This window comes from Brevibacillus sp. SYP-B805 (genome assembly GCF_011059135.1).
Lineage (GTDB): Bacteria > Bacillota > Bacilli > Brevibacillales > Brevibacillaceae > Brevibacillus_F.
Window position 1 is genome coordinate 234830 of the sequence record NZ_JAALGD010000002.1, and the last position, 24471, is coordinate 259300.

Sequence of the window (24471 nt, forward strand, 5' to 3'; positions counted from 1 at the left end):
GGGAAGGCGGACCTCCCCTTCTCCCTTTGTCCCCCAACTTGGTATTTCATTCCTTTTCTCTTTATCTTACAATAGTCCTATGCATACTGAAAATAGTTGATTCAAATTTACTATTATCACAGTGAAATATGTACTATCCCGGTAAAAACAGTTCAACACCAGACAGGTGATGTTATGGGTCATTGGATGGATTGGCGAGACGAGCGGGGATCTTCCCTGATCGAAGTGATTTTGGCGCTGACGGTCGTTACGCTTGTGGCCATGTATTTCATCAAGTCATTCTATCAGGCCGAGCAGTCCGTTCAGGTTTCCGACAGAAAGCTGATCGCCGCCACCCTGGCGCGGCAGGAAGTGGAAAAGTGGAAGCTGGGAGATTTTCAAAAAATATTGGCTGATGTTGATCCCGATCTGACGGATGGCAGGGCTGTGACGAAAACGTATCCGTTTGACACGAAGCTGGATACGAACCCAGCCAATCCGTTTCCGAAAAAGACAGCAAAGGAACTGGATACGGTAAACGGCACCATCTACCATACGCTGGTACAGATTACCTCGCTGGACGACAATCAGCCGGACGATGCCAATGATTACGACGACCAACTGTTGAAAATAAAGGTCACGGTAACCTGGTTGAATGAAACGGAGTATAACGCAGCAGCGGACAAGCTGCGGGTTTCCTCCTCCGTCGAGGCATTCATTGCAAAGGAGGTGCTGCGCCGATGAGGCAGGCAAATCCTCGCTCTTCCTTGGCGAATGAGGAGGGCCTTACCCTCGTTGAACTCCTGGCCGGTTTGCTGCTGTTCAGCATGGTGCTTGCCATGCTGTATGGGGTGCTGATGTCAGGGTATTCCTTGAAAAACAAGGTAACGAGCCAGGCAACCATGCGCAATCACGCGGACGCCCTTGCCAACAGCATTATCACCTCAACCCGAAACGCATACGGCATCGAGAACGTTACCGACTACATGACCGCCCCTCCCAACACGACGGTGGGCAGACAGACGAAAACGGCCGAGGCCTCCGCCGTCATCAGCGCAATATGGCTGACCCAGCTGGTCAATCCAGGGCAGCCGGACCAGCACTGGGTCAATACGCTGTACAAAATCGAGCAGGACGGCGCCCCAAGACCCGGTGAGCACACCCATTACCGCCTGGTGCGCGAAACGTTTACCCAGCCGCCAGGGCAAAACTATCTGCCTTTTCCGGCAACCAAATACTTTACCAGCAAAGAAAACGGCGGCAAAGATCCGGATCCCGGTTCCACCATTCAGCTGAACGACCCGCGTTTTCCCCTGCTGAATGATGTGAAAGTGTCGGATGCGGAAGGCAATAACCATGTGCAGCAATCTTTTGTCAAACCCGACTATAACGACAAATTTGAGCGTTCGCTGGAGATCAGTCTTGTGCTGTGCGAATACGACCCCGATCGCGGTCAGGAGTCGCTGCCCTATGAATTCCGCAGCAGGATCCATATCGAGTCGTTGAGGGGGATCTTCTATGCCCAATAGCAAAGCAAAACTGAAAGACGAACAGGGCTATGCCGCACTCGTCGCCATCCTGGTGATTTTGCTGCTCACGCTGCTCGGGACGAACCTGCTGCAAGTAACGCTGGGCAGTCTGGCGATGGCACGCAAGACGGAGGCGCGGGGCGAATCCCAGTATCTTGCCCGCATGGGGATGGAGGAAGCGCTGGCGAGGCTGGATAAAGCGGTTGAAGTGGTGAATGATCAGATCGAGGCAACCGGCAAAGAGAAGAGCAATGAGATCTACACCGATATCTATCTCCCCGTCATGCGGAAACATTTTCCGGAAAGCCCGTTTACCAAAACCTATCCGGCAGCCGATGCCCCCGCCAAATACGAGCTGACGGTTACCCGCGAGCCGAAGAAACCAACCGATGCAGGTAACGCAGAAACCGAACTGGCGAACCCGAGCACGCCGATCGTGGAAAAATTCACGATAGAAGCAACGGGGACAGCCCCTGCCGCCTACGGAACCGAAACAGCCAGAATGAAAGCCGTCGTCTATGTAAGCACGATCCCGGAAGAATTTCATTATGTGCTGTCCACACCTATTGATGATTCGATCGATTGCCAGAAGAATGCCGCCCGATGCTACCAGATCGTGTTGAACGGGTCCCCTTTCATTCGAGGAGACATCTATTCCAACACCTTTACCATGAGAAACACGGCTACCTACTATTCCAAAGGGAACGAAGTAAAGGAACCTACTACCTATCCTTCCGTCGTCGGTCAGCTGGGCAGTCCGTATGCATATGTCACAAACCACCATATGTTTTGGGAAGAGACGTCGTTTGTACCGGACATCTCCAACATTTCTTCGGAATGGTACAAGGCGTTTGTCATCCAACCCACCCTCAACCTGAATCTGCAGCCGGCTTTTGGCAACATTCGGCCCATCGCGCAGGTGATCGGGGAGAAACGGCCGACGTGGCCGTCTTTCGGCGCCTCTGACAGTACGGAAGAGGAAATTACGGCAGATCAAGACATTGGCGCCACATTCACCAATGGGGGTGTCAGGATCAAACAAGGCGTTACGTTGACTGTCAATGGCGGCGACTATGTCGTCAACGGTGTCTTGACGATGGATGGGAATGATTCCGCACTCATCGTCAACGACGGGAATCTGTACATTGCCGGTAATAATAAGAACGCGGTCAACAACCAGGCTGCATTTCTGCGAGGAACAGTAGACGTAGGTGACGGGCATATGATCTATATTGACGGAAATGCAGTCTTTGAAGATCTGACGTGCAATGAGCCGATCTATATCAATGGCGATCTGCGGGTGCAGGGCTCCTTCAACATGAATGCCACCGTCTATGTGAAAGGGAATGTGCAATTTACAGAAGAAGAGACCAACAACGAAGAAAACCCCGGTACCCTGGTGATTCTGGCTGGCGGCAAAGTGGAGCTGTTTAACCTGAGCATGCGAAACAGCCAAAAAACCATCAGTTCCTTTGTTTACACCGAAGCGCCCGACGGCATCACCCTGTATGGCGTAGCCTCCAACTACAGGCTGTACGGAGGGATTCACGCCAAGAAGATCGAGCTGAATGCGGTGAGAGGAGACGTCATGCTGGAAAATGGCGTCGCCAAACTGGATGCAGATGGGAAAGTGGTTTTTGATTCCAGCCATGGACCGTTGAACCCGGATCCCAACTCAGCCCGTTTGAAGGTTGAGTTTAATCCTGGTTTGTTCGAAAATCCCCCGCCCGGCATTCCGATCAAGCACAGGTTTTCCTACTATATTCATGAGTTTGCCACGCTGAACAATCCATAAAAGCAGCACCCTCCGGTCAGATACCGGAGGGTGCTGCGCTTCGTGCCTTCTTACATTTTCTTCAGATTGGGCCTTACTGTAAAGGTTCCATCCAATATCTTCGTGATTTGTACCCCGACCGCATCTTTGGATGGATTCCAGCGTGTGTTGGAATCGGTGATGCGGATGGCTACCTTCCACGGCACGTCAGGCGTTGTGATGACGATCTGGGATGATTTCAGCGGAATCCAATCATCTTTGGTAGGTTCCCTACCTTCCGGATAAATGGCGTACTCGATCAGCTTGACGCCCCAATCCCAGTCTCCCTGGCCGATCTGCCCGTCACGGTTGACGTCAAACCAGCTGCCGAGCGCAAGCTTCTCCGCTTCCGTCGAGGGCTTCGCCAATGTCGTGGTGAAGTAGGAAGCGCCCTGTTTGGTTAACGAAATGGCAATCGGTCTGCTGGAAACAACATCATTGCCGTAGTGTTGTTGTCCGAAATCGATGCTGGGGTCGGCGGCAAGCTTGAAGCCCGGGCTGACGAGAAAGACGTCCGAGTGGCTGTCTACCAGCCGCTCCACGGTTTGGTTCGACTTGTTCTTATGCCTGTCGTATGCCTTCACCGTCACTTTGTACCAACCGGGCTCATCGCCCGCATTCGCGTTCGCCGAATACTGGCTGCCGCCGCTGTTGTACATTTCACCGGATACATCGGCTGTCTCGCCGAACTGGAATTGGTCGTCCGCCTTGTAAATCTCATAGGTGACTCTCTCAATGCCGCTTCCCCCCGGCTCATCCGTTACGTTGGCATTGATGGTAATGTTACCGCTATCGCCTTTCAGCTGGATGATAAAGTTGTCGCCAAGATGAACCTCCGGCGGGGTAATGTCGATGACAAACAGTTGCTCGACCGTCGTGCTGTGACCCGCATGATCCGTGGCCTGCGCGTAGACGGTTACCTGACCGGTCGATGTCGGCTGCGTCGTATAGGTGCCCTGGCTTCCTGTAATCGTCCGGGCGTTCGATGGTCCGCCGATGGAATCCCACACCGTGAGCGATTTAACGCCGGAGCCGTTGGGATCTTCGGCCGAAATAAGAATATCTTTCACCTGTTTATCCGGTCCATCCGGGGTACCCCCGCTGATCGTGACCACAGGCCCCGTGCGATCAAGCTTGATCTGACGGGTAATCATGGTGCCGGAGCCGGACGATTCGCGGTAGCTGATCTCCGTCGTCCCCTCTTTGCTGATTTCAATCAGGCCGGTGTAAGGATGCTTGCTGCCGTCCAACAGGTATTCCTTCGGCAGCCCTGCCGGGAAATCCAGCTTGGCATAGACGGTTTGACCAAACCACTCGCCATATTTCTCCTCCGGTACGGGGTTGGTTCCGTCCGCATCGTAGTAAAGCGAAAAGCGGGTCGTCCCCCCTTCTTTGATTACCGTGAGGGTTACGGACCGTTTGTTTCCTGCCAGGTCCCGGGCCGTAAAGGTAAAATCATTCTCCCCGGCAGCGAGCGAAGCCTGGTACGAAAACGAACCATCGGTGTTGACCGGGATGGTTTCGTCGGCAGGAAGGTCGTTTGCCCCCGTCAGCTTCAGCCAATCAAGGTAAGGCTCCGTCACTTTCCCGCTGATCGTAACCCTGTCCGCATCCAGGACGGCGCGGTCTTCCGGCGAAAGGATGGTGATCGCTGGCGGTGTCCGGTCAATCCATGCTTCCCTGGAAACGATCTCGCCTGTCGCAAAGCCGCCGGTTGCCTTGACCTCGATGGTATACTTGCCGTCGGCGTCGAGATCAAATCTGTACGGAGCCGACAGCGTCTGCCAATCCTCCCTCGTCCCGTCTCCGGTGAGGCGGTACTGATACACGACATGGCTGCCGGAATCCGGAACAAGCCGGGTTAGCGAGATTTCCACCGCTTCATTTGTCCAGGTGCGATCGGCGAGCTGCTCCCCACTCTCCTTCTCCTTCATCAGGACGTCAGGAACGAGCGGCAGTTCTGCCGTGACATCCCGTTCCCCTTCGACATCGCGATAGGTGACAGCGATGATCCGGTTGCTGTTCCCCGGTTTAAAGAGCATGCTTTTGACGGGCAAGGTGATCTCCCGGTCATCCTGCACGAGCGTAACCGAATCCGCCATCGTATTGTCCGCGTTCAGCAGTTTGCGAATCTGGCCCAGCTCATTTGCTTCATAGGTGTAGCCACGGGCGTCCGGCAGCTTCACTTTCAGCCTGACAGGGTCCTTGGGCGCTTCAAACGTCGTCTTTTTGGCGGATTCATCGTCCGTGTAATACACTTCCGGGTTCTGCAGGCGTTCGTTCAGCGCCCATTCCACCTGCACCTCCAAGGTGAAAATCTGTTCCGGCGCTGAGGAAATCTTGGAATATTCCACCTCCTGCAGGCTGATCTCAACCGGAGAACCGGTTCCTGGTGAAACGGGCACTCCATTGATCGACAGCAGCTTGACTCCCTTCGGAAGCTGTTGAACCAGCTTGCCGTTGGACAGTTTCCCTGACGGGCTGCCGTGCCCGTTTCCGTTGCCATTGCCGTTGACGTCGCCGACCGCTTTGACGGTGTACCGAATCCGGAACGTGTCACGGGTCCGTCCATCATTTGGCGGCCATTTCTCCAGCTCCGAGACGTTATCGAGGTAGCTCATGGTCACCTGGTACGAGGGAGGTACCCGATCCCGCACCTTGAACTGCACATGTCCGGGATATACCCGCACGGTTTCCCCCTGCAGGTTGACATATTCCAGATACATGTCCTTGCCGCTGTTGTCGTCCGAATTGTTGAAATTGTATGTCCCTTTTTCCAGAAATTCCAACGGCAGCATATAGGATTGCGGGCTGGGGGTGGCGCCACCTACCGTGTAAGGCACGTCATTCAGATTCATGACCGCATAATCGCCGTCCATATAGGCGTTCGCATTGGGAGCGAGCCGCACTTTGCCGTTGTACTTCGAAAGGTTCACCTTAAATTTTACCTGCCCCAGCACCAGCCGGTTGATATCGTCCGTAATCGAGCGGAACACGCTGTTCAAATTGTCCGCCCTGCCATGTTCAGCCGTTCCACCCGTCAGTTCGGAGAGCTTTCTCAGGTAATCCAGGTCCACTTCTTTTTGGGCGCCGTCGATGTCGCCGAAGCCGATGGCGTACAATTTGATGTTGGCTTTTGACAAGGCCTGTGCGGCATCAATACCATGCGATCTGATTTCCGATTTCACCGCATTGTAAACCGTGTCGTCACTTGGCCGGTATGAAACGTTATTTTCCAAATAAACTTTCTGGGACGTTCCATTCTTGTAGTAATACTTCTGGGTAGTATAAGGCCGGGCGCTGTCAAACAGTTTAAAATAAACCAACCGCTCCGCATTGTCGATCAAAAGATTCTTTTTGGAAAAGGTAGGCATCCCGTCCGTCAGAAAAATGATATATTTTCGCCGTTGGGAATCATTCAGGATTTGCCTTGCTTTCTCCAACGCGACGGTATAGTTGGTACCGCCGTCCGCATCCAGCGCGAGCGCTTTTTGGTACAGGTACTCCAGATTGTTCGTTAGTCCGTATGTTTTCGACTCTGTTTCGTCTTCGCTGCTGAACGGCACCAGTGCAAAACGGTCTCCCAGGTTCCTCCCTTCCGAATTGACCCCGGAAAACAGCTTCACGGCTTCCCCCATTGCCGTTTGAGCCAGCTTCAGTTTCGTTTTGGAGCCAGCCTTTTCTTTCATCGATCCCGACTTGTCAAAAACAAACACAACATCGATCGGATCGCGGGTTGCATTGGTTACCGTTCCTTGAGGCAGTACCGTCAGATTGATGGCCCCCTGCGCAGGACCATCAGCCGGCAAGGGGATATCCCGCTGAGCGGCTTCCGCTGCAATCCCCAGGGAAGGCGTGTTGGGAGTGTTCCCGTTTCCGTTTCCATTCCCGCTGCCATTTGCTTCGACAGGCAGATGCCACGATCCGAGTACCAACTGCAGGATGATGAAGAAAACCATGAATGACCTGAAGAATCGCAAAGACATCCTCTCCCTTTTGCTCACCTGATCTACATGAAGCGTCTGACATGGTTGTCCTGTTACTCTAATAGTATCACATTCGGGAGCATCGGAAATGAAAGATTTGGTAAAATAGTTTCACTTCTATCTATGACAAATGAACTAGTTTATAACCTGTGTAAACATGATCTGAATAAAAAAAAGAAGCGTTCTCGCACAATGAGAACGCCTCCGTGTGCAGACAAAGTCCGCTGCAGCAGCCCTTATTTTGCCAACCGCTCCGCCAGCCAGTAAGCGGACTTCCAGATATCCCCCGCTCCCATGGTAAGCACCAGGTCGCCCGGCCGCATCTCGTTCATCAAATGCTCCTGCACCTGCTCCTTGGTTGGAATATAGCGGGCGCGCGGATGGCTGTTGGAGCGAATCTTTTCCACCAGCACCTCTGCCGATACCCCGTCGATCTTCGTTTCTCCTGCCGGTGAATAGATGTCGGTCACAATCACCTCATCCGCTTCGGCAAACGCCTTGCTGAACTCCTCCATGAGAAAGAAGGTACGGGTGTAGCGCTGTGGCTGGAAAACGGCGATCACCCGCCGATTGCAGGCCCGGGCGCCTTTCAAGGTTGCCATGATCTCCGTCGGATGGTGGGCGTAATCGTCCACCACCAGAATGTTCCGGGCTTCCCCGACAATCTGGAACCGCCGCTTGGCGCCGCGGAACGTGGACAGCGCATCCGCGATCCGCCCGAACGGCACACCCGCATCCAGGCAGACGATGATGGCTGCGAGCGCATTGGCCACGTTATGTATGCCGGGGACATGCAGCACCAGTTCTCCCAGCCGTTCATTGCGGTGCCATACCTCGCAGCTAGTCTTGCGGTCGCCCAGTTCGATGTGAAGCGCCTTGTAATCCGCCTTCTCCGCAAACTCGGGCGTGATGGCATACGTTACCACCGTGCGGTTCACCTGGGGGATCAGTTGGCGGACATGCTCGTCATCCAGGCAGAGGACCGCTTTGCCATCCTCTTTCAAATGGCTTAAAAATTCGGCATACGCTTTTTTCAGATTGGCAAAATCGCCGCCGAAGTGCTCGAGATGGTCAGGCTCGATATTGGTGATGATCTCGATGGCGGGACGGTATTCGAGAAACGAACCGTCGCTCTCATCCGCTTCGGCGATCACATAGTCGCTTTTTCCCGCTTTCGCATTGGTTCCGGCGTTCATCAATTCCCCGCCGATGATGTACGTGGGATCCACGCCGCACTCTTCCATGACATGCGCGATCATGGAGGTGGTGGTGGTTTTGCCGTGGGCACCCGCCACGGCCACCCCCCTGCGTTCGTTCAGAATGCGGGCAAGCATCTGGGAGCGGTGCAGGAGAGGGATTCCCCTGGCGATCGCTTCCCTGATCTCCGGATTCTCTTTCGGTATGCTGGTCGAATACACGACAAGATCGGCCCCATTCACATGCGAGGCATCATGCCCCTGGTACACAATCGCTCCCCGTGCCTCCAGCTTTTTCGTTAATTCATTCGCTGCCACGTCTGAACCTGTGACTTTCAGCCCAAGGTCGATCACGACGCGGGCGATGGCACTCATTCCATAACCGCCAATGCCCACAAAGTGGACGTGTTGTCCCTGATCCACCCTATTCACCTGCCCCTTCTACGAGTATGGATAAGTACGAGCGCACTTGGGCGATGTAGTAGAGCGATCCGCAGACGATCAGCCAATCGTTCCGGTGTGCCGTTCCTTCATCGATCCACGTGCGCAAAAAGGAGCGCCAATCGGGAACCGTCGTCACGGTGCCGGCATCCAATCCGCCCGTGCATAATGCGTCATGCAGTTTTTCCGCCGAAGCGGCGCGGGGGAAATCAAACGATGTGACGAAGACCGATGCGAGTCGGTCGCCAAGCGGTCGCCATGTTTCCGCCATACGGACAAGCGGCTTGTCCGCCAGCGCTGCCACCAGCAGATGGAGCCGGACCTGTACCGGAGCCAGCTTCGCCATGCTTGCGGCCAAGGCGGCCATCCCTTCCGCATTGTGAGCGCCATCGAGCAGAATCAGCGGCTGCTGCGACACGATTTCCAGACGGCCGGGCCACCTGGTATTCTCCAATCCCCGGGCCATTTCTTCTTCCTCCACAAGAAAGGAGAAAAATTCGCGCAGCAGATCGACCGCCATGATCGCCACGGCGGCATTGGCGGTTTGATGTTCCCCGTTCATCCTGATCCGGTAGGTCGACGGGTACCGCCGATACAGGCTGCGATAGGTAAAAACCTGTTCGCCGAGCTGTTCCTCCAGCGGTTCGGCGTCAAACTGGTTCCCCCGTGCATAGACCGATGCCCGTTTGCTGACGGCGACGGACTTGATCACCTCCAGCGCTTCCGGATTCTGCTCGCCCACCACCACCGGCACTCCCGGCTTGATGATGCCTGCCTTTTCTTGGGCAATTTCCTGCAACGTCGATCCCAATACATCCGTATGATCCAATCCGATATTGGTGATCACCGTCACGAGCGGAAAAACGACGTTGGTCGCATCAAGCCGTCCGCCCAGTCCCGTTTCCCAAACGACCACGGGCGGCCGCACCACGCGCGCAAAATAAAGAATGGCCATCAGCGTGATCACTTCGAATTCGGTGGGAGCGCCATAATCGGTCTCGGCAGCGCAGCGGTCCACCAGCGGCTTGATCTCGTTCGCGAGCGCCAGCAGCGCTTCCTCGGAGATCCATTCGCCGTTGTAGCGGATCCGTTCCCGAAAATCGGTGAGATAGGGAGAGGTGAACTCCCCTGTTTTATAACCTGCTTCCCGCAGCATCTGTGCAATGTACGAACAAACGGAGCCTTTGCCGTTTGTTCCCGCCACATGCACAAAGGCAAGCGTGCGTTCCGGATGATCCAGCTGCTCCAGCATCCACTGCATCCGTTCCAGCCCCGGTTTCTGGCCGAAGCGGAGCAGGCCGTGCAGCCAATCAAGCGCTTCCTTGTACGTAGCAAAACTTTCCGCTCTCATACCATATGACTCCCATCCCCATGATATGCCTGGAAACGCCCGCTCTGCCCGCTGATGCGCCGGCAGAGCGGGCCCCGTGCATTCGGAACAAGATCCGATCCTAAGCCTTCAATTCCGCCAGGCGGGCAAGCACCTTCTCCCGCTTTTCCGCGTAATCGGCCAGCTTGGCTTTCTCTTCTTCGATCACCTTGGCCGGCGCCTTGGCGATGAAGCCTTCGTTCGCCAGTTTCTTCTCGATCCGCTCCACTTCGAAGGTGAGCGTGTCCAGTTCCTTCTGCAGACGCTTCAGCTCCTGTTCGATGTCGATCAGGCCCGCGAGCGGCAGGAAGATTTCCGCTCCCGTCACGACGGCGGACATCGCTTTTTCCGGCGGGGTTAGCGCTGTGTCGATCTGCAGGCGCTCCGGATTGCAGAAACGGACGATGTAGTCTTCGCCCCGCTTCAGGCGGGCCAGCGTTTCCGCATCGGAAGCCTTGATCAGCAGCTCGATTTTCTTGGACATCGGCACGTTCACTTCGGCGCGGATATTGCGAACGCTGCGGATGATCTCCATGTAGAGGCTCATCTCCGCTTCGGCTTCCGCGTCCTTCCAGGCCTCGTTCACCTGCGGCCAGGCCGCTACCGTGATGCTCTCTCCCTCATGCGGGAGCGCCTGCCATATTTCCTCGGTAATAAACGGCATGAACGGATGCAGGAGACGGAGGGTTTGATCCAGTACCGTCACCAGCACCGACTGCGTCGTTTTCTTCGCCGCTTCATCGGACCCGTACAGCGCCAGCTTCGCCATCTCGATATACCAGTCGCACAGGTCATCCCAGATGAAATTGTACAGGATGCGTCCCGCTTCCCCGAACTCAAAGGCATCCATCAGGCGGGTCACATCGGCGATGGTCGCCTGCAGGCGGGAGAGAATCCACTTGTCCGGCGCAGACAGCTTGCCGGAAAGATCAATATCCTTCACCGTGAAGCCGGACAGATTCATCAGCGCGAAACGGGAGGCATTCCAGATCTTGTTGGCGAAGTTGCGGGAGGCCTCTACCTTCTCCCAGTAGAAACGCTGATCGTTCCCCGGCGAGTTGCCCGTCGCCAGCGTAAAGCGCAGCGCATCCGCCCCGTACTTTTCGATCACTTCCATCGGATCGACGCCGTTGCCGAGCGACTTGGACATCTTGCGCCCTTCGGAATCGCGGATGATCCCGTGAATGAGCACGGTCTCAAACGGGTTCTGGCCGGTGAACTCCAGGCCGCTGAAGATCATGCGGGCCACCCAGAAGAAGATGATATCATAGCCGGTAACCAGCACATTGGTCGGATAGAAATATTTGAAGTCTTCGGTTTCGTCCGGCCAGCCGAGCGTGGAGAACGGCCAGAGTCCGGAGCTGAACCAGGTGTCGAGCACGTCGCTGTCCTGTTCCAGCTTGTGGCTGTGACATTTCGGACACTCCGTCACGTCGGTGCGGGAAACGATCTCTGCCCCGCAATCCTGGCAATACCAGGCGGGGATGCGGTGTCCCCACCAGAGCTGACGGGAAATGCACCAGTCGCGGATGTTTTCGATCCAGCGCAGGTAGTTGTTCTTGAAACGTTCCGGCACGAACTTGACGCTCTTGTCGCTCGCGGCATTGGCGAGCGCGGCATCGGCGAGCGGCTGCATCCGCACGAACCACTGGGTGGAGAGATACGGCTCCACCACGGCGTCGCTGCGTTCGCTGTGCCCAACCTGATGCACATGTTCTTCGATCTTGAACATGACGCCCTGCTCCGTCAAATCCTTGATGATCTGGGCACGGCAGGCGAAACGGTCCAGCCCTTTGTACGGGCCTGCGTTCTCATTCATCGTCCCCGTCTCATCCATCACCACGATTTGCGGCAGGTTGTGGCGAAGGCCCAGCTCGAAGTCGTTGGGATCGTGCGCCGGCGTGATTTTGACGGCCCCGGAACCAAATTCCGGATCGACGTAGTCGTCCGCCACGATCGGGATGTGGCGGCCCACGATCGGCAGCACCACCATCTTGCCGACCAGATGCTTGTAGCGCTCGTCGTCCGGATGAACCGCGACGGCGGTATCGCCCAGCATTGTCTCCGGCCGGGTGGTCGCCACTTCAATATAGCCGGTGCCATCGGCCAGCGGATAGCGCATGTGATGCAGCGCGCCTTTTACTTCCTTGTAAATGACCTCGATATCGGACAGCGCGGTGCGGGCCACAGGATCCCAGTTGATGATCCGGTTGCCGCGATAGATCAAGCCTTTTTCATAGAGGCGGACGAATACTTCGCGCACCGCCCGGGAGAGTCCTTCGTCCATGGTGAAGCGTTCGCGGGAATAATCAAGGGCCAGCCCCAGCTTCTCCCACTGCTCGCGGATGTGGTGGGCATAGATATGCTTCCACTCCCACACCTTCTCCAGGAATTTCTCCCGCCCCAGATCATGACGGGAGATCCCTTCCTCCCGCAGGGTCGCTTCCACGCGCGCCTGCGTGGCAATGCCGGCGTGGTCCATCCCCGGCAGAAAGAGCGTGGCATATCCCTGCATCCGTTTGGCCCGGGTGATAATGTCCTGCAGGGTCGTGTCCAGCGCGTGGCCCAGGTGCAGTTTTCCGGTCACGTTCGGTGGTGGAATCACGATGGTAAACGGTTTTTTCTGCGGATCGCGCTCCGCTTTGAAAAACTGTTTGTCGATCCAGTACGGATACCATTTCGCTTCCGCTGCCTTGGGATCGTAATTTTTGGGCAGCAGATTGTCGATGTCTGGAGTTGCTTGGGTTGACATAGCCGACTTCCTCCTTGATTTGGCCATCAAAAAATAAAAAACCCTTCATCCAAAGGACGAAAGGATTGCTTCGCGGTACCACCTTTGTTGGCAAACGCTCCTCTTCCTCGTGCGGGAGAGCCTGCCCACTCTTTCCCGATAACGGCGTTGGCCGATCCCGACTATCGGAAAAACGAGACATCCGCATTCCCGTTCATCGGGACAACTCATGGGCGACCTTCAACGCTTCCGCCTTGGAGAATCTCGCAGCCAAACGATTCTCCTCTCTGGCAAGGCTGTCCACGTTTACTCTTCCCACTCATCGTACTTCCCTGCATTCAATTGTCGCAACTATTATAAACGAACGGTGCCTGCCAAGTCAAATGGGGATCCGTTTAAGATGCCGGTTTCAGCGGGACGCCCAAGGCTTCCGCAAATCCCAGGATGCGCAGGATATCCAGTATCTCTTCCCGGATATTGACGATCTCCATCGCCCTGCCGCCTGCCAGCAGCTCTTTTGTCGCGTAATACAGGCTGCCGATGCCGGATGAATCCACAAACGTTACGCCCTGAAAATCAACCGAAATGGAGGAATAACGCTCTCCGCACTGCCGCAGCACCTCCCCCAGCTTGCTCCCAACCGTCATATCCAATTCGCCTTCCAGATAGAGAGTGGCATGGTCCTGTTCTTCTTCGATCCGGTAATTCATCCGTCAAGCTCCTTTCCTGCCCGTGCTCCCCCGCACGTCCATCAGCGTATGCCTTTCCCTGTTCATTACCCGTTTCGCCGCGAATGTAAACATTCCTGCCACGGGCGCAGCCGCAGCTTACCATTCCTGATTGTATCATCAATGGCAATCCTGCGCCAAGCGTGTCACCGCCCCGACCGCGCAGCCGTGCTGCCGGGGAGAGGAGCCGCTGCGGGGCGCGCTTTTACATCCAGGATCAGCAGGGAAATGTCATCTTCCTGTTCCATGGCGCGCGTCCTCTGCCGGACCTCTTCCTCGATGGCGGCGATCCGGTCGCTGGCCTCCCGTTTATCGGCCGAAACAGCAGCCCGGAACCGCTGCAGCCAGTCCTGTGCGGTCAGCGCCTCTTCCTTTCTGCCCAGGTCAGTCAAGCCATCCGTATAGATCACCAGGATAAAGTCTTCTTCCACCGGCCATTCGTCCATCTTGTATCGCGTCTCCGGAATGAGGCCCAGACCGATGCCATTCGCACATGGCAAAATCATCTGTTTGGCAGCAGAAAGATAAAGCGGCTGCGGATGTCCGGCCCGGCTGGTGCGCAGCACGCCGGCCTGTTGATCGTATACGGCCACAAACATGGTGATGAATGAGCGTGTTTTGGCCAAGTCTTCGTGCATCAGGCGATTGAGCCTGTCCAGAATTTCATTCGGCGCCATCGTCGTTTGCAGGACGGCCCGAAACGCGATGCGCAGCCCTGTCGTCAGCAGGCTGGCGGGAATCCCGTGTCCGGAGATGTCGGCCACCAGAAAACAGCTGAACCGATCGTCAATGGCCACGTAATCGACATAATCGCCGCCGATCGACGCGACCGGCAGATAGACGGCTTTCGCCTGCAGACCGGGCAGCACAAGCCGTTCTTTCGGGATCAGGGAAAACTGGATCCGGGACGCAAGCTCCATTTCCTGTTCCATCAAGCGCAGTTCCAACGCCTGCTGGTTTTGCAGGCAGCGCTGGATCAGACCGCGGATATGGATGGCAAGCAGGTTGAAGATGGAATCCTCCATCTCCGTATCGCTGCGGAAGGTGGGCGTGGTCAGCGCCTCAATCACGATCTGCCGGGGCACAAGCGGCGTATCGGCCCGATCGCCCACCAGGACGGTGAGGGAGACCGGTCTGTGCGGCGTCTCACCGCGCGCTTCCGGGCGGCCGCGCACGGTCTCGTAATAGCTTGTCCCTCCTTGTGAGCGCAGAGAGATGCGGAGGAAATCCAGCCCGATCATGTTGGCATACCAGGCGTCCGCGATCTCTTCGATCAGTTGGTGCAGGTTTTCAAAATGAACCTCCCGCATGCTCTGCCGGTTGCTTTCCACCAGCAGCATTTCATAGCTTTGCTTGGCGGACAGCAGATTGGAGAGATGTTCATTTTTCTGCCTGATCTCCTGCATGTTCTCTTCAAACTGCTTCTCCAGGCTGCGCGAGAGATGAAACATTTCTTGCATGGCCGCGTCATTCTCCCGTCTTGTGAAATAGATTCGCCCCAGCAGCATGAACAGACTGATGCCCGTGCCCAGCAGGAAAACGGGCGGATGATGCGGGATGGCGATCAGGAGAATGATGGACAGAAAAAAATAGGCACGGTTGACATGATCGTCGCGGAATTGGAAACTAAGCTTCTCGTGAAAATAGAGATATTCATCCAGCACATCCACTTTTCCCCGCAATTTGCGCATGTTGTACAACCCGAGCAGGATCACCGCAAAGGTCACGGCCGTAAGGATCTCCATCGGCTTCTTGAAGAAATGGTGTCCGGTCGTGTCGAATAACAGGAACAAAACGGCCCCGACCAACAGCAGGTGGTTATGGTCGCGTTGGGCGTTTTTTTCATTCCCCATGTATACGGTATAGGCCCTGCCCAGGATAAAGAGGGAAGCCTGCGCATGTACCAGCGGCTCATACAGCGCGGATCGGGAGGGATCGAACCAGACGGTCAGGGTATACGTCAGATAGATGGCAGAAAGGATGATGATGTCCAGAACGGATTTCCACCGCTCATAATACAGATGGGGAGACAGCGGAAACGCATGAAACGCCATCAGCAGAAACAGATAGAACAGAAACGAAACGGGGGACGCGAGCAGCTTCAGCAGCAGGTTGGGATGCAGACGGAAGAGATGCCCCAACCCCCAGGCCAGGAGTGCCATGCCATAGAGAAAAGAGAAATCATACCAGCGCTTGAACGTGATCAAATGCCGCGAGGAGAGCAAAAACAGGCAGGCGACAAACACGCCGGTGGCGTATAACGACGCTTCCCAAATCACCCAATCACCTACCATTCCGTTCGGTTCCTAGCCATTCTATACCCGCTTTCCGGCATGGCAAAACCTCGGCACTGCCGTGTTCGACGGCGCATATACTGAAACGAGGTGATTGCGATGAATCCCCGTTGGAAGTACCACCCCACGTACTTGCGCATCAAATACGGCTGCAAGCAGATCCTGCTGCCGTTGATCTGTTTTCAGTTCATACGTACGGTCATTTTCCCCACCTCGTTTGATGTCATTATACTAGGGCTCTTGGCAGCGCTTTATGTGTCCATATCGCTGGACTGGATATGAGCGAAGCACAACGCCTCCGGGAGACGTTGTGCCTAAAATGCCCGATGAATCCAGCGGTTGAGATGCATCAGGCGATCGATATCCTTTTCCAGCCGTTTGACGGCGTACAGTTCATTCCAGTCCCGCTTGCGTCCGTAGTAGATCTCAAGGTCGCGCATGACGCGTTCCGGAAAACAGAGGAAGGCGGCGGTCAGCTCAATCTCTTCCGGCCGCAGGGGAAAGACGTTGGAATAGCGGCGAAGCAGTTCCGAAGCCGTGTCCGCATCCCCGCCCAGATGAAAATAGGTGCGGTAAAACAAGGTCAGGTCGCGAGCGGGCGAATCGAACACGGACCGGTCAAAATTGATCAGCCGCACCTGCCCGGAACGGTCGAGGATGAGATGGGCGGGATGGGGGTACCCATGGATGATCGAGAGGCGAAAATGGGCGTGGGTGCGGTGTCTCTGCCGCCACTCCCGCAGCAGCCGGATCGCCTGCTCGGCCGCATCCCCGATAAACGCCTGATTGGCAAGAAAGACGACGTCAAAGGGGGACGGGTATGTACGGGACTGCGCGGCCTTGGCCTGCCGCTTCATTTCCGCCAGCCAGTATTCCCACCGGTTCAGCAGGGAGTCAACAAGCGGCTCTACCTGCCGCGGGTCATCAAACCGAAAGTTCTGGGTCAAATGGTGCAGTTCCGCCAACCGTTCAATCGTGGGCCCGGCCCATTCGGCCGGGCGCATCCCATCAGGCTTCAGACTCTGCTGCCACGCCGTCAGATAGTAGACGGCATCTCCGCGCTTGACGAACGGTTCGTCATACTTGGTATAGGTAAGCGGCACGCATCCTTCCCACCCGCGCTGATGCAGGTGGCGGAGCACGCCGCTGATGTAATGGAGCCGGTTTGGCGGCGCGTTTGTCCGTTTGCATACATAGGAGCCGTAGGGCGTCTTGATCTTGTAGACATTGGGTGCCTTCAGCACCTCAACGGATTGGGCGAACATGTCATATTCCTGAATCAACGGAGGTATATCCTCAAAGCGGCTCATGGACAAACCCCCTTGTTTCTTCGGCACGATGCGCGATGTGGAGCAGCAGACGGTCTACCCGCTCCTGGGCTGCCAGCGCCTGCTCGATGCCGTGCGGCGACTGCTCATCCTTTTCCGAAGAAGCGTGGCATACATACTGTTCGATGCTGTGCCACGTCTCGTGCGGAAAAGCCATAAAAGCCAGCAGCATCTTGTAATCTTCATAACCGAGCTGTTTTTCGGCCATGTAGCCGTCAAGGAAGGCATCGATCCGCTGCGTATCCTCCGTGTCGGCATACAGCTGTTTGAGATACCCGGCGACGTCCCGCAGCTGTACGGACAAACCGGGACGGAAAAAACCGCGCAGCATGACCTTGTCGTTGACCAGCGCCCAGTTTTCTTTGCCCATGTGCCGGTGGGAAACCGCCAGCGAGTCGGCATCGGCATGCGTGCCGGTGAGCAGTTCGGCGCTGCGTTCCATCCTCTCCAGCAGCGGCGGAAACAGGCTGGCGACCCATCGGTCCCGCTCGCTCAAAAAAGCATGCCGCAAGACAAACTCTTTCTTAAGCCTGCGCGCCCGTTTGGCTTCGGCAACGGCAAATCCCTGCTCTTTTTTCAACAGCTCCGCTGCATCCAGCAAATGGTTGGCCTGCTGGGCCTCATGCATCTTTCCCACCATCCGCCCGCACGTTTCGGCATGAACAGGCGATGGCTCAAACGGTTCCGCTCCCCGCAGATGGTCGGTCATCGTGAAGCCTTTGCGCCCGACAACAACGAATGGCTTGGAATCGCGGGTCCGAATAAAACGCTCAACCTCCCGAAACCCTGCGCGTGCCAATTGTTCCCGCCAGGCAAACGACCAGCGCATCACGTCGATTCGCGGCCACATCCGCAGCTCCTTCGGCCCCCGGTTGGTCTCCAGCAGATAATAATCGTCGTGCGGCGTGATTTGAATCACCCTTACCTTGTAGCGCTGACATACCTGTGTCAGGTCGATCCGCTCACGTGCCACCTTATCCTCCCCTCCGCTCACTGGGGAATGTAAAGAATTTGTCCCTCCGAAACGCGGTCGGAGGTGAGATTGTTGATTTCCAACAGGCGGGAAGTCGACAGGTTGTAACGGGCGGCGATCGATTCGATCGTCTCGTTGCGCTGAATGATGCAGATGCGCAGCCTGCTCATCTTCTCTTCCGATTGGCGCACCACCGACGTCAGATTGCTCAACGACTCCAGGCGCTTGCGCCTTTCTTCGCCCTCGGCCGACCAGCGTCCGCCGGCAGGGGAGGAATCATCTGCATCGACAATGGCCGGCGGCTCGGGCATGCGTTTGGCCTGCGTGAAGATGGTGGTAATGTTCACCTTCGCCTCCGGTTCGGGCGCCGCTTTGCTGCCGATCGCCACCTTCATCTCTTTGGCGTCATCGTGCGTTTCGGCCAAGACGGGCTCCTCCACCGTCTCCGCCGTTTCCACTGTTTCCACTGTCTCCGCTGTCTCTGCCAGTGCCTCAGCCGCCTCATCCAAGCCGCCGGCTGCCTGCGGCTGGTTCTCCGGATGCCCGGCAGCCGCCTCTACGGGAAGGATGGCATCCGGCTGTTCTTGTGGAGTGCCAGTTTGCCATTCCGCATCAAGCCTGGATGATTCAGACAGATCGCCGTACAGCGGTTGGGCCGATTCGTCCCGATAAGAAGCAACCGGCTGCGCGGACTCCTGGTCATACGAGCTGAACGGCTGCCCATGGCTGACCTGCTCTTCATCCGCAGCCGTCGGGAAATGATAGAATCCGGTCTCCCCCTTGTCATCTGCGGCAAAGACCGCAGCTACCCCCTCTCTTCCCGGCTGTTCCTGCAAACGGATCTCCTCTTCCAATTCCGCCAGCTTCCGTTCAATCTCTTCCAGGGAGTCGGGGTGCGGCACATGCTCTTGCGCTTCGTCCGTCACATGAACAAATTCCCATTTCTCCTCCGCGTGCTCTTCTGCGGCATCCCCCTGTGTGCGCATGGTGATCCCGGCAATTTTCAGCACCGCCTGGATTTGCAGCTGGGAAGGATGGTCCAGCTGATAATCGAAGCTGTCCACGATCGCGTAGATATCGCCGATCTCCTCCACTCGCGCCAGGGGAATCGAGATGTTTACGGGGATGCGGTGGGCGATTGATTCTTCGGTTGTGTAGGGGAACGTTCCAGACTTGTTTTCTTCCAGTTGAAAGGGCGTAAATCTCATTGCCGCCACCAATGTATCGCCGTCGGCCGCATCCTCCTCCCTCTCCGGTCGATAGGGTTCATATTTGCCGTACAAGTGCAGGCAGCCGGTGATGGAAATCTCCTGCTGGCTCTCGATGATTTCCACATCCGGCTGCAGCTCCAGCTCCCGCAGCTCCCCGATGCCGGTTTTATCTGATGAGAGGAAAACAGTTTCCTTGATTTGAAACGACAGCAAACCATCCTGCAAAGCCACCTGTGCTCCTCCTTTCGAGTCCATCCATTCCCTATACTATATGGACATTGCCGCAGTTTTAGACCACGGCGGCAAAGGAGCAAAAGAGATTGGAAGATTGGCCGCCAACCTGACGATGATAGGAGAAAGGGGGGCGGGGGGCTATGGGGACGCGTTCATGGTTGGCTGATGGAGATATCCCCTGTCGAACTGCGAACGTTGATCAACGGCCCGCCGCTGCCAATCGAAGCCTTCAACTGCCGCTCCGATTGATGCGCAATGTTCAGGTGGTCAAGCGTGACGGACAGGTCTCCTGCGTTCGTTTCCACATCCAGGGAGGCTGCAGCGGGGGGCGTTTCCAGCCGGATCACGACATCCCCCGTGGATGTTTCCACCCCCACGTTTCCGGCCAGCCGGACAAGGCTGAGCTCTTCCACCGAGCCTGTGGCGGTATTGATTTCGACACCGCCGTCGATATGCAGAAGCCGCATGTCTCCCGTGCTGGTGGACACCTGCATCTCCTCGCCGGTAAAACCGTTGATCTCGATATCGCCGGTCGCGGTGTCGAGTTTGAACCGCTTTTCCTGCAAGGGCTGGCTGCTTTCCACGTCGCCGGTTTGCGTGGTGATCCGAAGCCGGTCGAAGATTTTTTCCGGCAGGGCGACTTGAAGATTCAAGTCCTGCCCCGGCCCGAAATCAAAGAATCGCTCCTCTTCCGCCACTTTGATCTCAAGGGCATCGCCGTTCTCTCTTACCTCCAGCAAACCGCCGCTTGCGGCCTGTATATAGCTATCCCCGGTCAATCCGATCTGAATGGTATCATCCGCGCTGCGGGTAAGCCGCACATCCGCCGTTGCCGTGTCAATCGCGACGCTGGACACATCCTTGCCGCTCACGCTTTTTTGCTCATGGACGGCGGTCTTTTGAATAGGCAGCGCCTTGTTTTTGATAGAGAGATAGAGAAGGCCGGAAACGCCGATCAGGAAGAAGAGAAACGCGAGCACAGCCACTTTCTTCAGCAATCGTCCCATCTCATTCCCCCCTGATCAATCGCAGATTAAATCGCACATAAAGGACGGTAAGCCGATACATCCACTTCGTAACATAATACAGCACGATGGCAACCAGCAGGCCGAAGCCGACTGCAGCCATGCCGCCGAAAACCGCATACGCCATCTCATCCCCGCTGACCGGCGGGGCCAGATAAGCCATCAGCGCAACCGGCGACAGGATCAGGGCGAAGGCAGCGACCCACAGGCCGATGATGCTGCCGGCGATCGCCAGAAAGGGGCCCAACACAACCACCACATTGAAAAATCCCAGCCCGATTCCCGCGATGATCATCCGGGGGGCTTTTGGGATGGTGGCGTTGGCTTTCATGCGGCTCAGGTGGTAACCGGTCAGGATCTCTTCGGCGATCTGCGCCGGACTGCCCAAAGAGGCCGCAATCTCCTCTTCCTTTTTGCCTTTTTCCATCTCAGCCAAGAAATGTTGGGTATAATTTGACAGGAGGTCCAACCGCTCCTTGTCGGGCAGCTCGCTCAGCCGTTGGTCCAATTCCCTGATAAACTCCACCCTTGTCATCATCTTTCCTCCCGATTCTGCCAGTGCCGGCCCGGATGAACCCTCATTCTTGCGCAGACTGGAGAACATTGTACCCGAACCGGCATGCATCCTTGTTCCATCTCCGGATGGTTTTTTTCCTCCATCCCCGGACGGAGTTCATTCTCCAGTATACGATGCTTTGACAAAAAGAAGGAGGGGTTCTCCCTCCTTCCGCTGCGCACGTTCTCTTATTTCACTTCCACGATGCGGCCTTCCACCTTGGGATTGATGGTCTTGCGCTGGATCAGCGCTTCTTCCACAACACTATACATGGTATAACCGGTGTTGAATGCCGGCTTGTTCAGGGACGTATACCCGTCACCGCCCGTTGCCAGGAAGTCGGTTGTCGCCAGTTTGTACGTTTTCTTCAGATCAAGCGGCTGGCCGCCTACCTTCACTTCCAGCACGCGCTGGCCGGCCGGTTTCTTCGGATCGTAGGTGAAGGACATGCCGCTGATTTGGGGGAATCGTCCAGCCCCCGTTTCTACCTGGCTTACCCCGTTTTCCAGCGCCTGCTTCAACTCCTCGCCGGTCACCTCGATGACCACCAGCGTATTCGGGAACGGCAGCAGGCTGTAGAGATCCTTCTTCGTAATGTCGCCCGCTTTCAGCTGGGTACGGATGCCGCCGCCGTTGGTCAGCGCCACATCCGCCTCATGTCCGGGAATGGATTTGGTGCGCTCCAAGAAGGCATCTGCGATGAAGTTGCCGATATTGGTTTCTCTTGTGCGGACAAGGCTGCGATCGCCGTCCAGGTCAACTTCGGATCTGGCAATTACCACATTCATGGCCTCGTCGATCTTCTTCACGATCTCCTGCACCATTTTCTCCACTTCCGGATCCGCCTGCACCTTCTCATCATACTCGGCCAGACCGCCGCTGAAGGCAACCAGTTGATTGTTGTAATAGTAGAGATCCGCACGGCCGAGCGATTTGCCGTATTCCCAGTCCTGGACGATGTAGGTGCCGTTCACAAGCTCCGGTTCGCGGAGCGGCGTATGGGAGTGGCCGCCGACGATCAGGTCGATGCCCGGCACGTTCTTGGCGATCTCGCGGTCAACGTCAATGCCCACATGGGAGACCACGATCACATGATCCACTTCTTTTTTCAGTTGCGGGACAACCTGCTTGGCGATCTCGACCGGATTCTTGAAGGTAAGTCCCTTGACGTTATTGGGATGGGTGAGGATCGGGGTGTCTTCCGCGACAAATCCGACGAAGGCGAACTTCTTGCCGCCGATTTCCGTTTTGTAGGTGGGCACCAGCAGCGTGGAGCCGTCCTCCTTGAAGACGTTGGCCGACATGACCGGATATTTCAGCATGTCGCGCAGCTTCAGCAGCTGTTCATAGCCGAAATCGAACTCATGGTTGCCGGCTGCCATCGTGCTGTAGCCGAGGGAGTTCAGAATCGGCACAACCGACTCTCCTTGGAACTGGTTTACATAGACCGTTCCCTGGAAGGTATCCCCCGCATCCAGCAGCAGGAAGTTCTTGTTCTCTTCCCGCCATTGTTTGATCAGCGTCGCGATTTTGGCATAGCCATATTCCTTCAGATTCTTGTCTTCCGTAATATGGCCGTGCACGTCGTTGGTGTGCGCAATGGTGATGTGTTCCGTAATGGCGTCGCCAAGCGCCTGGAAGAACTCGCCGCGGGTAACCGTCGCCTTATCGGCCAGGTCGAGCGGTATGCCCAGCTTGGCGGAGATCGCGTTGATCTCTGCTGCCGAGACAAGCGCGCCGGGCGTTTTTACCTTGTTGGCGTCCAAGGCTCCCTGGGACTGAGCCCACGCCAGATACGGTTCAGCCCAGTGTTTGGCACCCGCCACAGGTTGCGGCGTCTGCTTCTTCACCTTGGCGATGGTGACAACCACTTCCGCCAGCGTGATGTTGCGATCCAGGAACAGGTTGCCGTCTTTCGCCGGTGTCAGGATCGATTGTTTCACCATCCAGTCGGTGTGGTTGACCGGATGAAGCGGTGTTGCCAAAGCCGCCCCCGCCCACAGGGAAGAAGCGAGTGCACAAGCCAGAAACGAGAATACGACGCGATTCTTTTTCTTCACACTGATTCTCCTCTCTGTTCACAAAAACTACCAAAATTATACCAAAACATACCAGAGAGAAGCTAGACGAACACGGTCATTCTTTTGTTAAAAAACGGTAAATTACGCCGCACAGCCCTTGCGGATCCTCCAGCATGCCGATGTGTCCGGCGGCAGGGAGGAGAGCTTGGGTAATATGGCCGCCTGCAGCGGAAAAGGTGCGCTCCGGCGGAATCACCTGATCGTGGGCGCCCGCTACCAGCAGCACTGGCAGGGATGTCTCCCGCAGCACGTGATTGCGGTCCTGCCGTTCTTTCATCCCGCGGATCGTATTGATCGCCCCCTGCGGATTGGTGGCCAGCCCGATCCGCTTGGCCCTTTCCACCTCGTCGGAGTGGGACTGGAGATGACCGGGGGCGAACAAGCGCGGCACCAGCGTCTTGATAAAGGGCTCCATGCCGTGGGCCGCGATGCTTTCCACCGCTTTGTCCCGCGCCGCCTTGGCTTCGTCGCTGTCGGGATGGGCGGTGGAATGAACCAGCGAAAAAGCGGTCAGCCGCTCCGGATATTTTTCCGCAAAGGCCAAGGTGACGTACCCGCCGAGCGAATGGCCGAACAGCGCCGCCTTCTCCACTCCCAAACGATCCAGCAGGTGGGCAATGTCATCCGCCATTTGCTCCATCGTGTACACCTCGTCCGGCACGCCGCTCTCCCCGTGTCCGCGCAGATCCGGGACGATCACGCGATACTTCTCCGCCAGCTTCGGGATCACATGGACCCAGTACTCCGCGCTGCCGCACAGTCCGTGCAGCAGCACCACCGCCTCGCCGCTCCCCTCGTCGTCATAGGCCAGTCGGATTCCGTTTGCTTCGATTCCTTTTTTCACGGTGTTTCACCACTTTCCAAAGGTTTCATGTCCTCATTCATCAGTATAGGCGATTTTGGAAAAAAATCATGGTCGGACATGAAGAAACCCAGGGCGAAGCCCCGGGCCCAGTGTGCAAACAAAATCCGTCGATCATGGGTGATGGTTCCTGTT

General features: G+C 56.3%; 17 protein-coding genes and 1 other annotated feature. Of the genes, 4 read left to right on the top strand and 13 right to left on the bottom strand.

Annotated features, from left to right (window positions below):
• Nucleotides 1-174 precede the first annotated feature (174 nt).
• The 3 genes from G3578_RS03935 to G3578_RS03945 are packed head-to-tail and all read left to right on the top strand — an operon-like array spanning nucleotide 175 to nucleotide 3303.
• Nucleotides 175-723, top strand: coding sequence for a type IV pilus modification PilV family protein (locus G3578_RS03935; RefSeq protein WP_165208832.1), 549 nt, complete (start codon nucleotides 175-177; stop codon nucleotides 721-723).
• Nucleotides 720-1508 (top strand): hypothetical protein, encoded by a 789-nt coding sequence (locus G3578_RS03940; RefSeq protein ID WP_165208833.1) that lies wholly within the window; start codon nucleotides 720-722, stop codon nucleotides 1506-1508. Before G3578_RS03935 ends, G3578_RS03940 begins: the two co-directional genes overlap by 4 nt.
• Nucleotides 1498-3303: a hypothetical protein gene (locus G3578_RS03945; protein WP_165208834.1), complete on the top strand. Its 1806-nt coding sequence runs from the start codon at nucleotides 1498-1500 to the stop codon at nucleotides 3301-3303. Before G3578_RS03940 ends, G3578_RS03945 begins: the two co-directional genes overlap by 11 nt.
• A gap of 50 nt (nucleotides 3304-3353) precedes the next feature.
• Here the strand turns inward: G3578_RS03945 and G3578_RS03950 are convergent, their stop codons facing one another.
• The 6 genes from G3578_RS03950 to G3578_RS03975 form a co-directional block, all read right to left on the bottom strand.
• A complete protein-coding gene (locus tag G3578_RS03950; RefSeq protein WP_165208835.1) occupies nucleotides 3354-7301 on the bottom strand; it encodes a VWA domain-containing protein in 3948 nt (1315 codons plus the stop codon).
• 242 nt (nucleotides 7302-7543) lie between these two features.
• Nucleotides 7544-8926 carry a UDP-N-acetylmuramate--L-alanine ligase gene (gene murC / locus G3578_RS03955; RefSeq protein WP_165208836.1) on the bottom strand — a complete coding sequence of 461 codons (1383 nt, stop codon included), beginning with the start codon at nucleotides 8924-8926 and terminating at the stop codon, nucleotides 7544-7546.
• Nucleotide 8927: 1 nt separating this feature from the next.
• Nucleotides 8928-10295, bottom strand: coding sequence for a bifunctional folylpolyglutamate synthase/dihydrofolate synthase (locus G3578_RS03960; RefSeq protein ID WP_165208837.1), 1368 nt, complete (start codon nucleotides 10293-10295; stop codon nucleotides 8928-8930).
• 100 nt (nucleotides 10296-10395) lie between these two features.
• Nucleotides 10396-13065 (bottom strand): valine--tRNA ligase, encoded by a 2670-nt coding sequence (locus G3578_RS03965; RefSeq protein WP_165208838.1) that lies wholly within the window; start codon nucleotides 13063-13065, stop codon nucleotides 10396-10398.
• 49 nt (nucleotides 13066-13114) lie between these two features.
• Nucleotides 13115-13376, bottom strand: a binding site (T-box leader).
• 63 nt (nucleotides 13377-13439) lie between these two features.
• Nucleotides 13440-13754, bottom strand: a complete 315-nt coding sequence (locus tag G3578_RS03970; protein WP_165208839.1) for an STAS domain-containing protein — start codon at nucleotides 13752-13754, stop codon at nucleotides 13440-13442.
• A 164-nt stretch (nucleotides 13755-13918) separates the two neighbouring features.
• Nucleotides 13919-16066, bottom strand: a complete 2148-nt coding sequence (locus tag G3578_RS03975) for a PP2C family protein-serine/threonine phosphatase (RefSeq protein WP_165208841.1) — start codon at nucleotides 16064-16066, stop codon at nucleotides 13919-13921.
• 99 nt (nucleotides 16067-16165) lie between these two features.
• On the opposite strand from G3578_RS03975, the gene G3578_RS03980 reads away from it, so the two are divergent.
• Complete coding sequence (locus G3578_RS03980; protein WP_165208843.1) at nucleotides 16166-16348, top strand: hypothetical protein; 183 nt, start codon at nucleotides 16166-16168, stop codon at nucleotides 16346-16348.
• A gap of 32 nt (nucleotides 16349-16380) precedes the next feature.
• Here G3578_RS03980 and G3578_RS03985 read toward each other — a convergent pair whose 3' ends face one another.
• The 7 genes from G3578_RS03985 to G3578_RS04015 all read right to left on the bottom strand — a co-directional run bounded on the left by G3578_RS03985 (nucleotide 16381) and on the right by G3578_RS04015 (nucleotide 24318).
• Nucleotides 16381-17376, bottom strand: a complete 996-nt coding sequence (locus tag G3578_RS03985; protein ID WP_165208845.1) for a phosphotransferase — start codon at nucleotides 17374-17376, stop codon at nucleotides 16381-16383.
• Entirely contained in the window at nucleotides 17363-18367 is a 1005-nt protein-coding gene (locus G3578_RS03990) for a phosphotransferase (RefSeq protein WP_165208847.1), read from the bottom strand. The genes G3578_RS03985 and G3578_RS03990 overlap by 14 nt, the downstream gene beginning before the upstream one ends.
• 17 nt (nucleotides 18368-18384) lie before the next feature.
• Nucleotides 18385-19809 carry a LysM peptidoglycan-binding domain-containing protein gene (locus tag G3578_RS03995; RefSeq protein WP_165208849.1) on the bottom strand — a complete coding sequence of 475 codons (1425 nt, stop codon included), beginning with the start codon at nucleotides 19807-19809 and terminating at the stop codon, nucleotides 18385-18387.
• Nucleotides 19810-19964: 155 nt separating this feature from the next.
• Nucleotides 19965-20819 carry a DUF4097 family beta strand repeat-containing protein gene (locus G3578_RS04000; protein ID WP_165208851.1) on the bottom strand — a complete coding sequence of 285 codons (855 nt, stop codon included), beginning with the start codon at nucleotides 20817-20819 and terminating at the stop codon, nucleotides 19965-19967.
• Between the two features lies 1 nt (nucleotide 20820).
• Entirely contained in the window at nucleotides 20821-21372 is a 552-nt protein-coding gene (locus tag G3578_RS04005; RefSeq protein WP_165208853.1) for an HAAS signaling domain-containing protein, read from the bottom strand.
• A 209-nt stretch (nucleotides 21373-21581) separates the two neighbouring features.
• Entirely contained in the window at nucleotides 21582-23453 is a 1872-nt protein-coding gene (locus G3578_RS04010; protein ID WP_346773950.1) for a bifunctional metallophosphatase/5'-nucleotidase, read from the bottom strand.
• 76 nt (nucleotides 23454-23529) lie between these two features.
• Nucleotides 23530-24318, bottom strand: a complete 789-nt coding sequence (locus G3578_RS04015; protein WP_165208855.1) for an alpha/beta fold hydrolase — start codon at nucleotides 24316-24318, stop codon at nucleotides 23530-23532.
• Nucleotides 24319-24471: the final 153 nt, after the last annotated feature.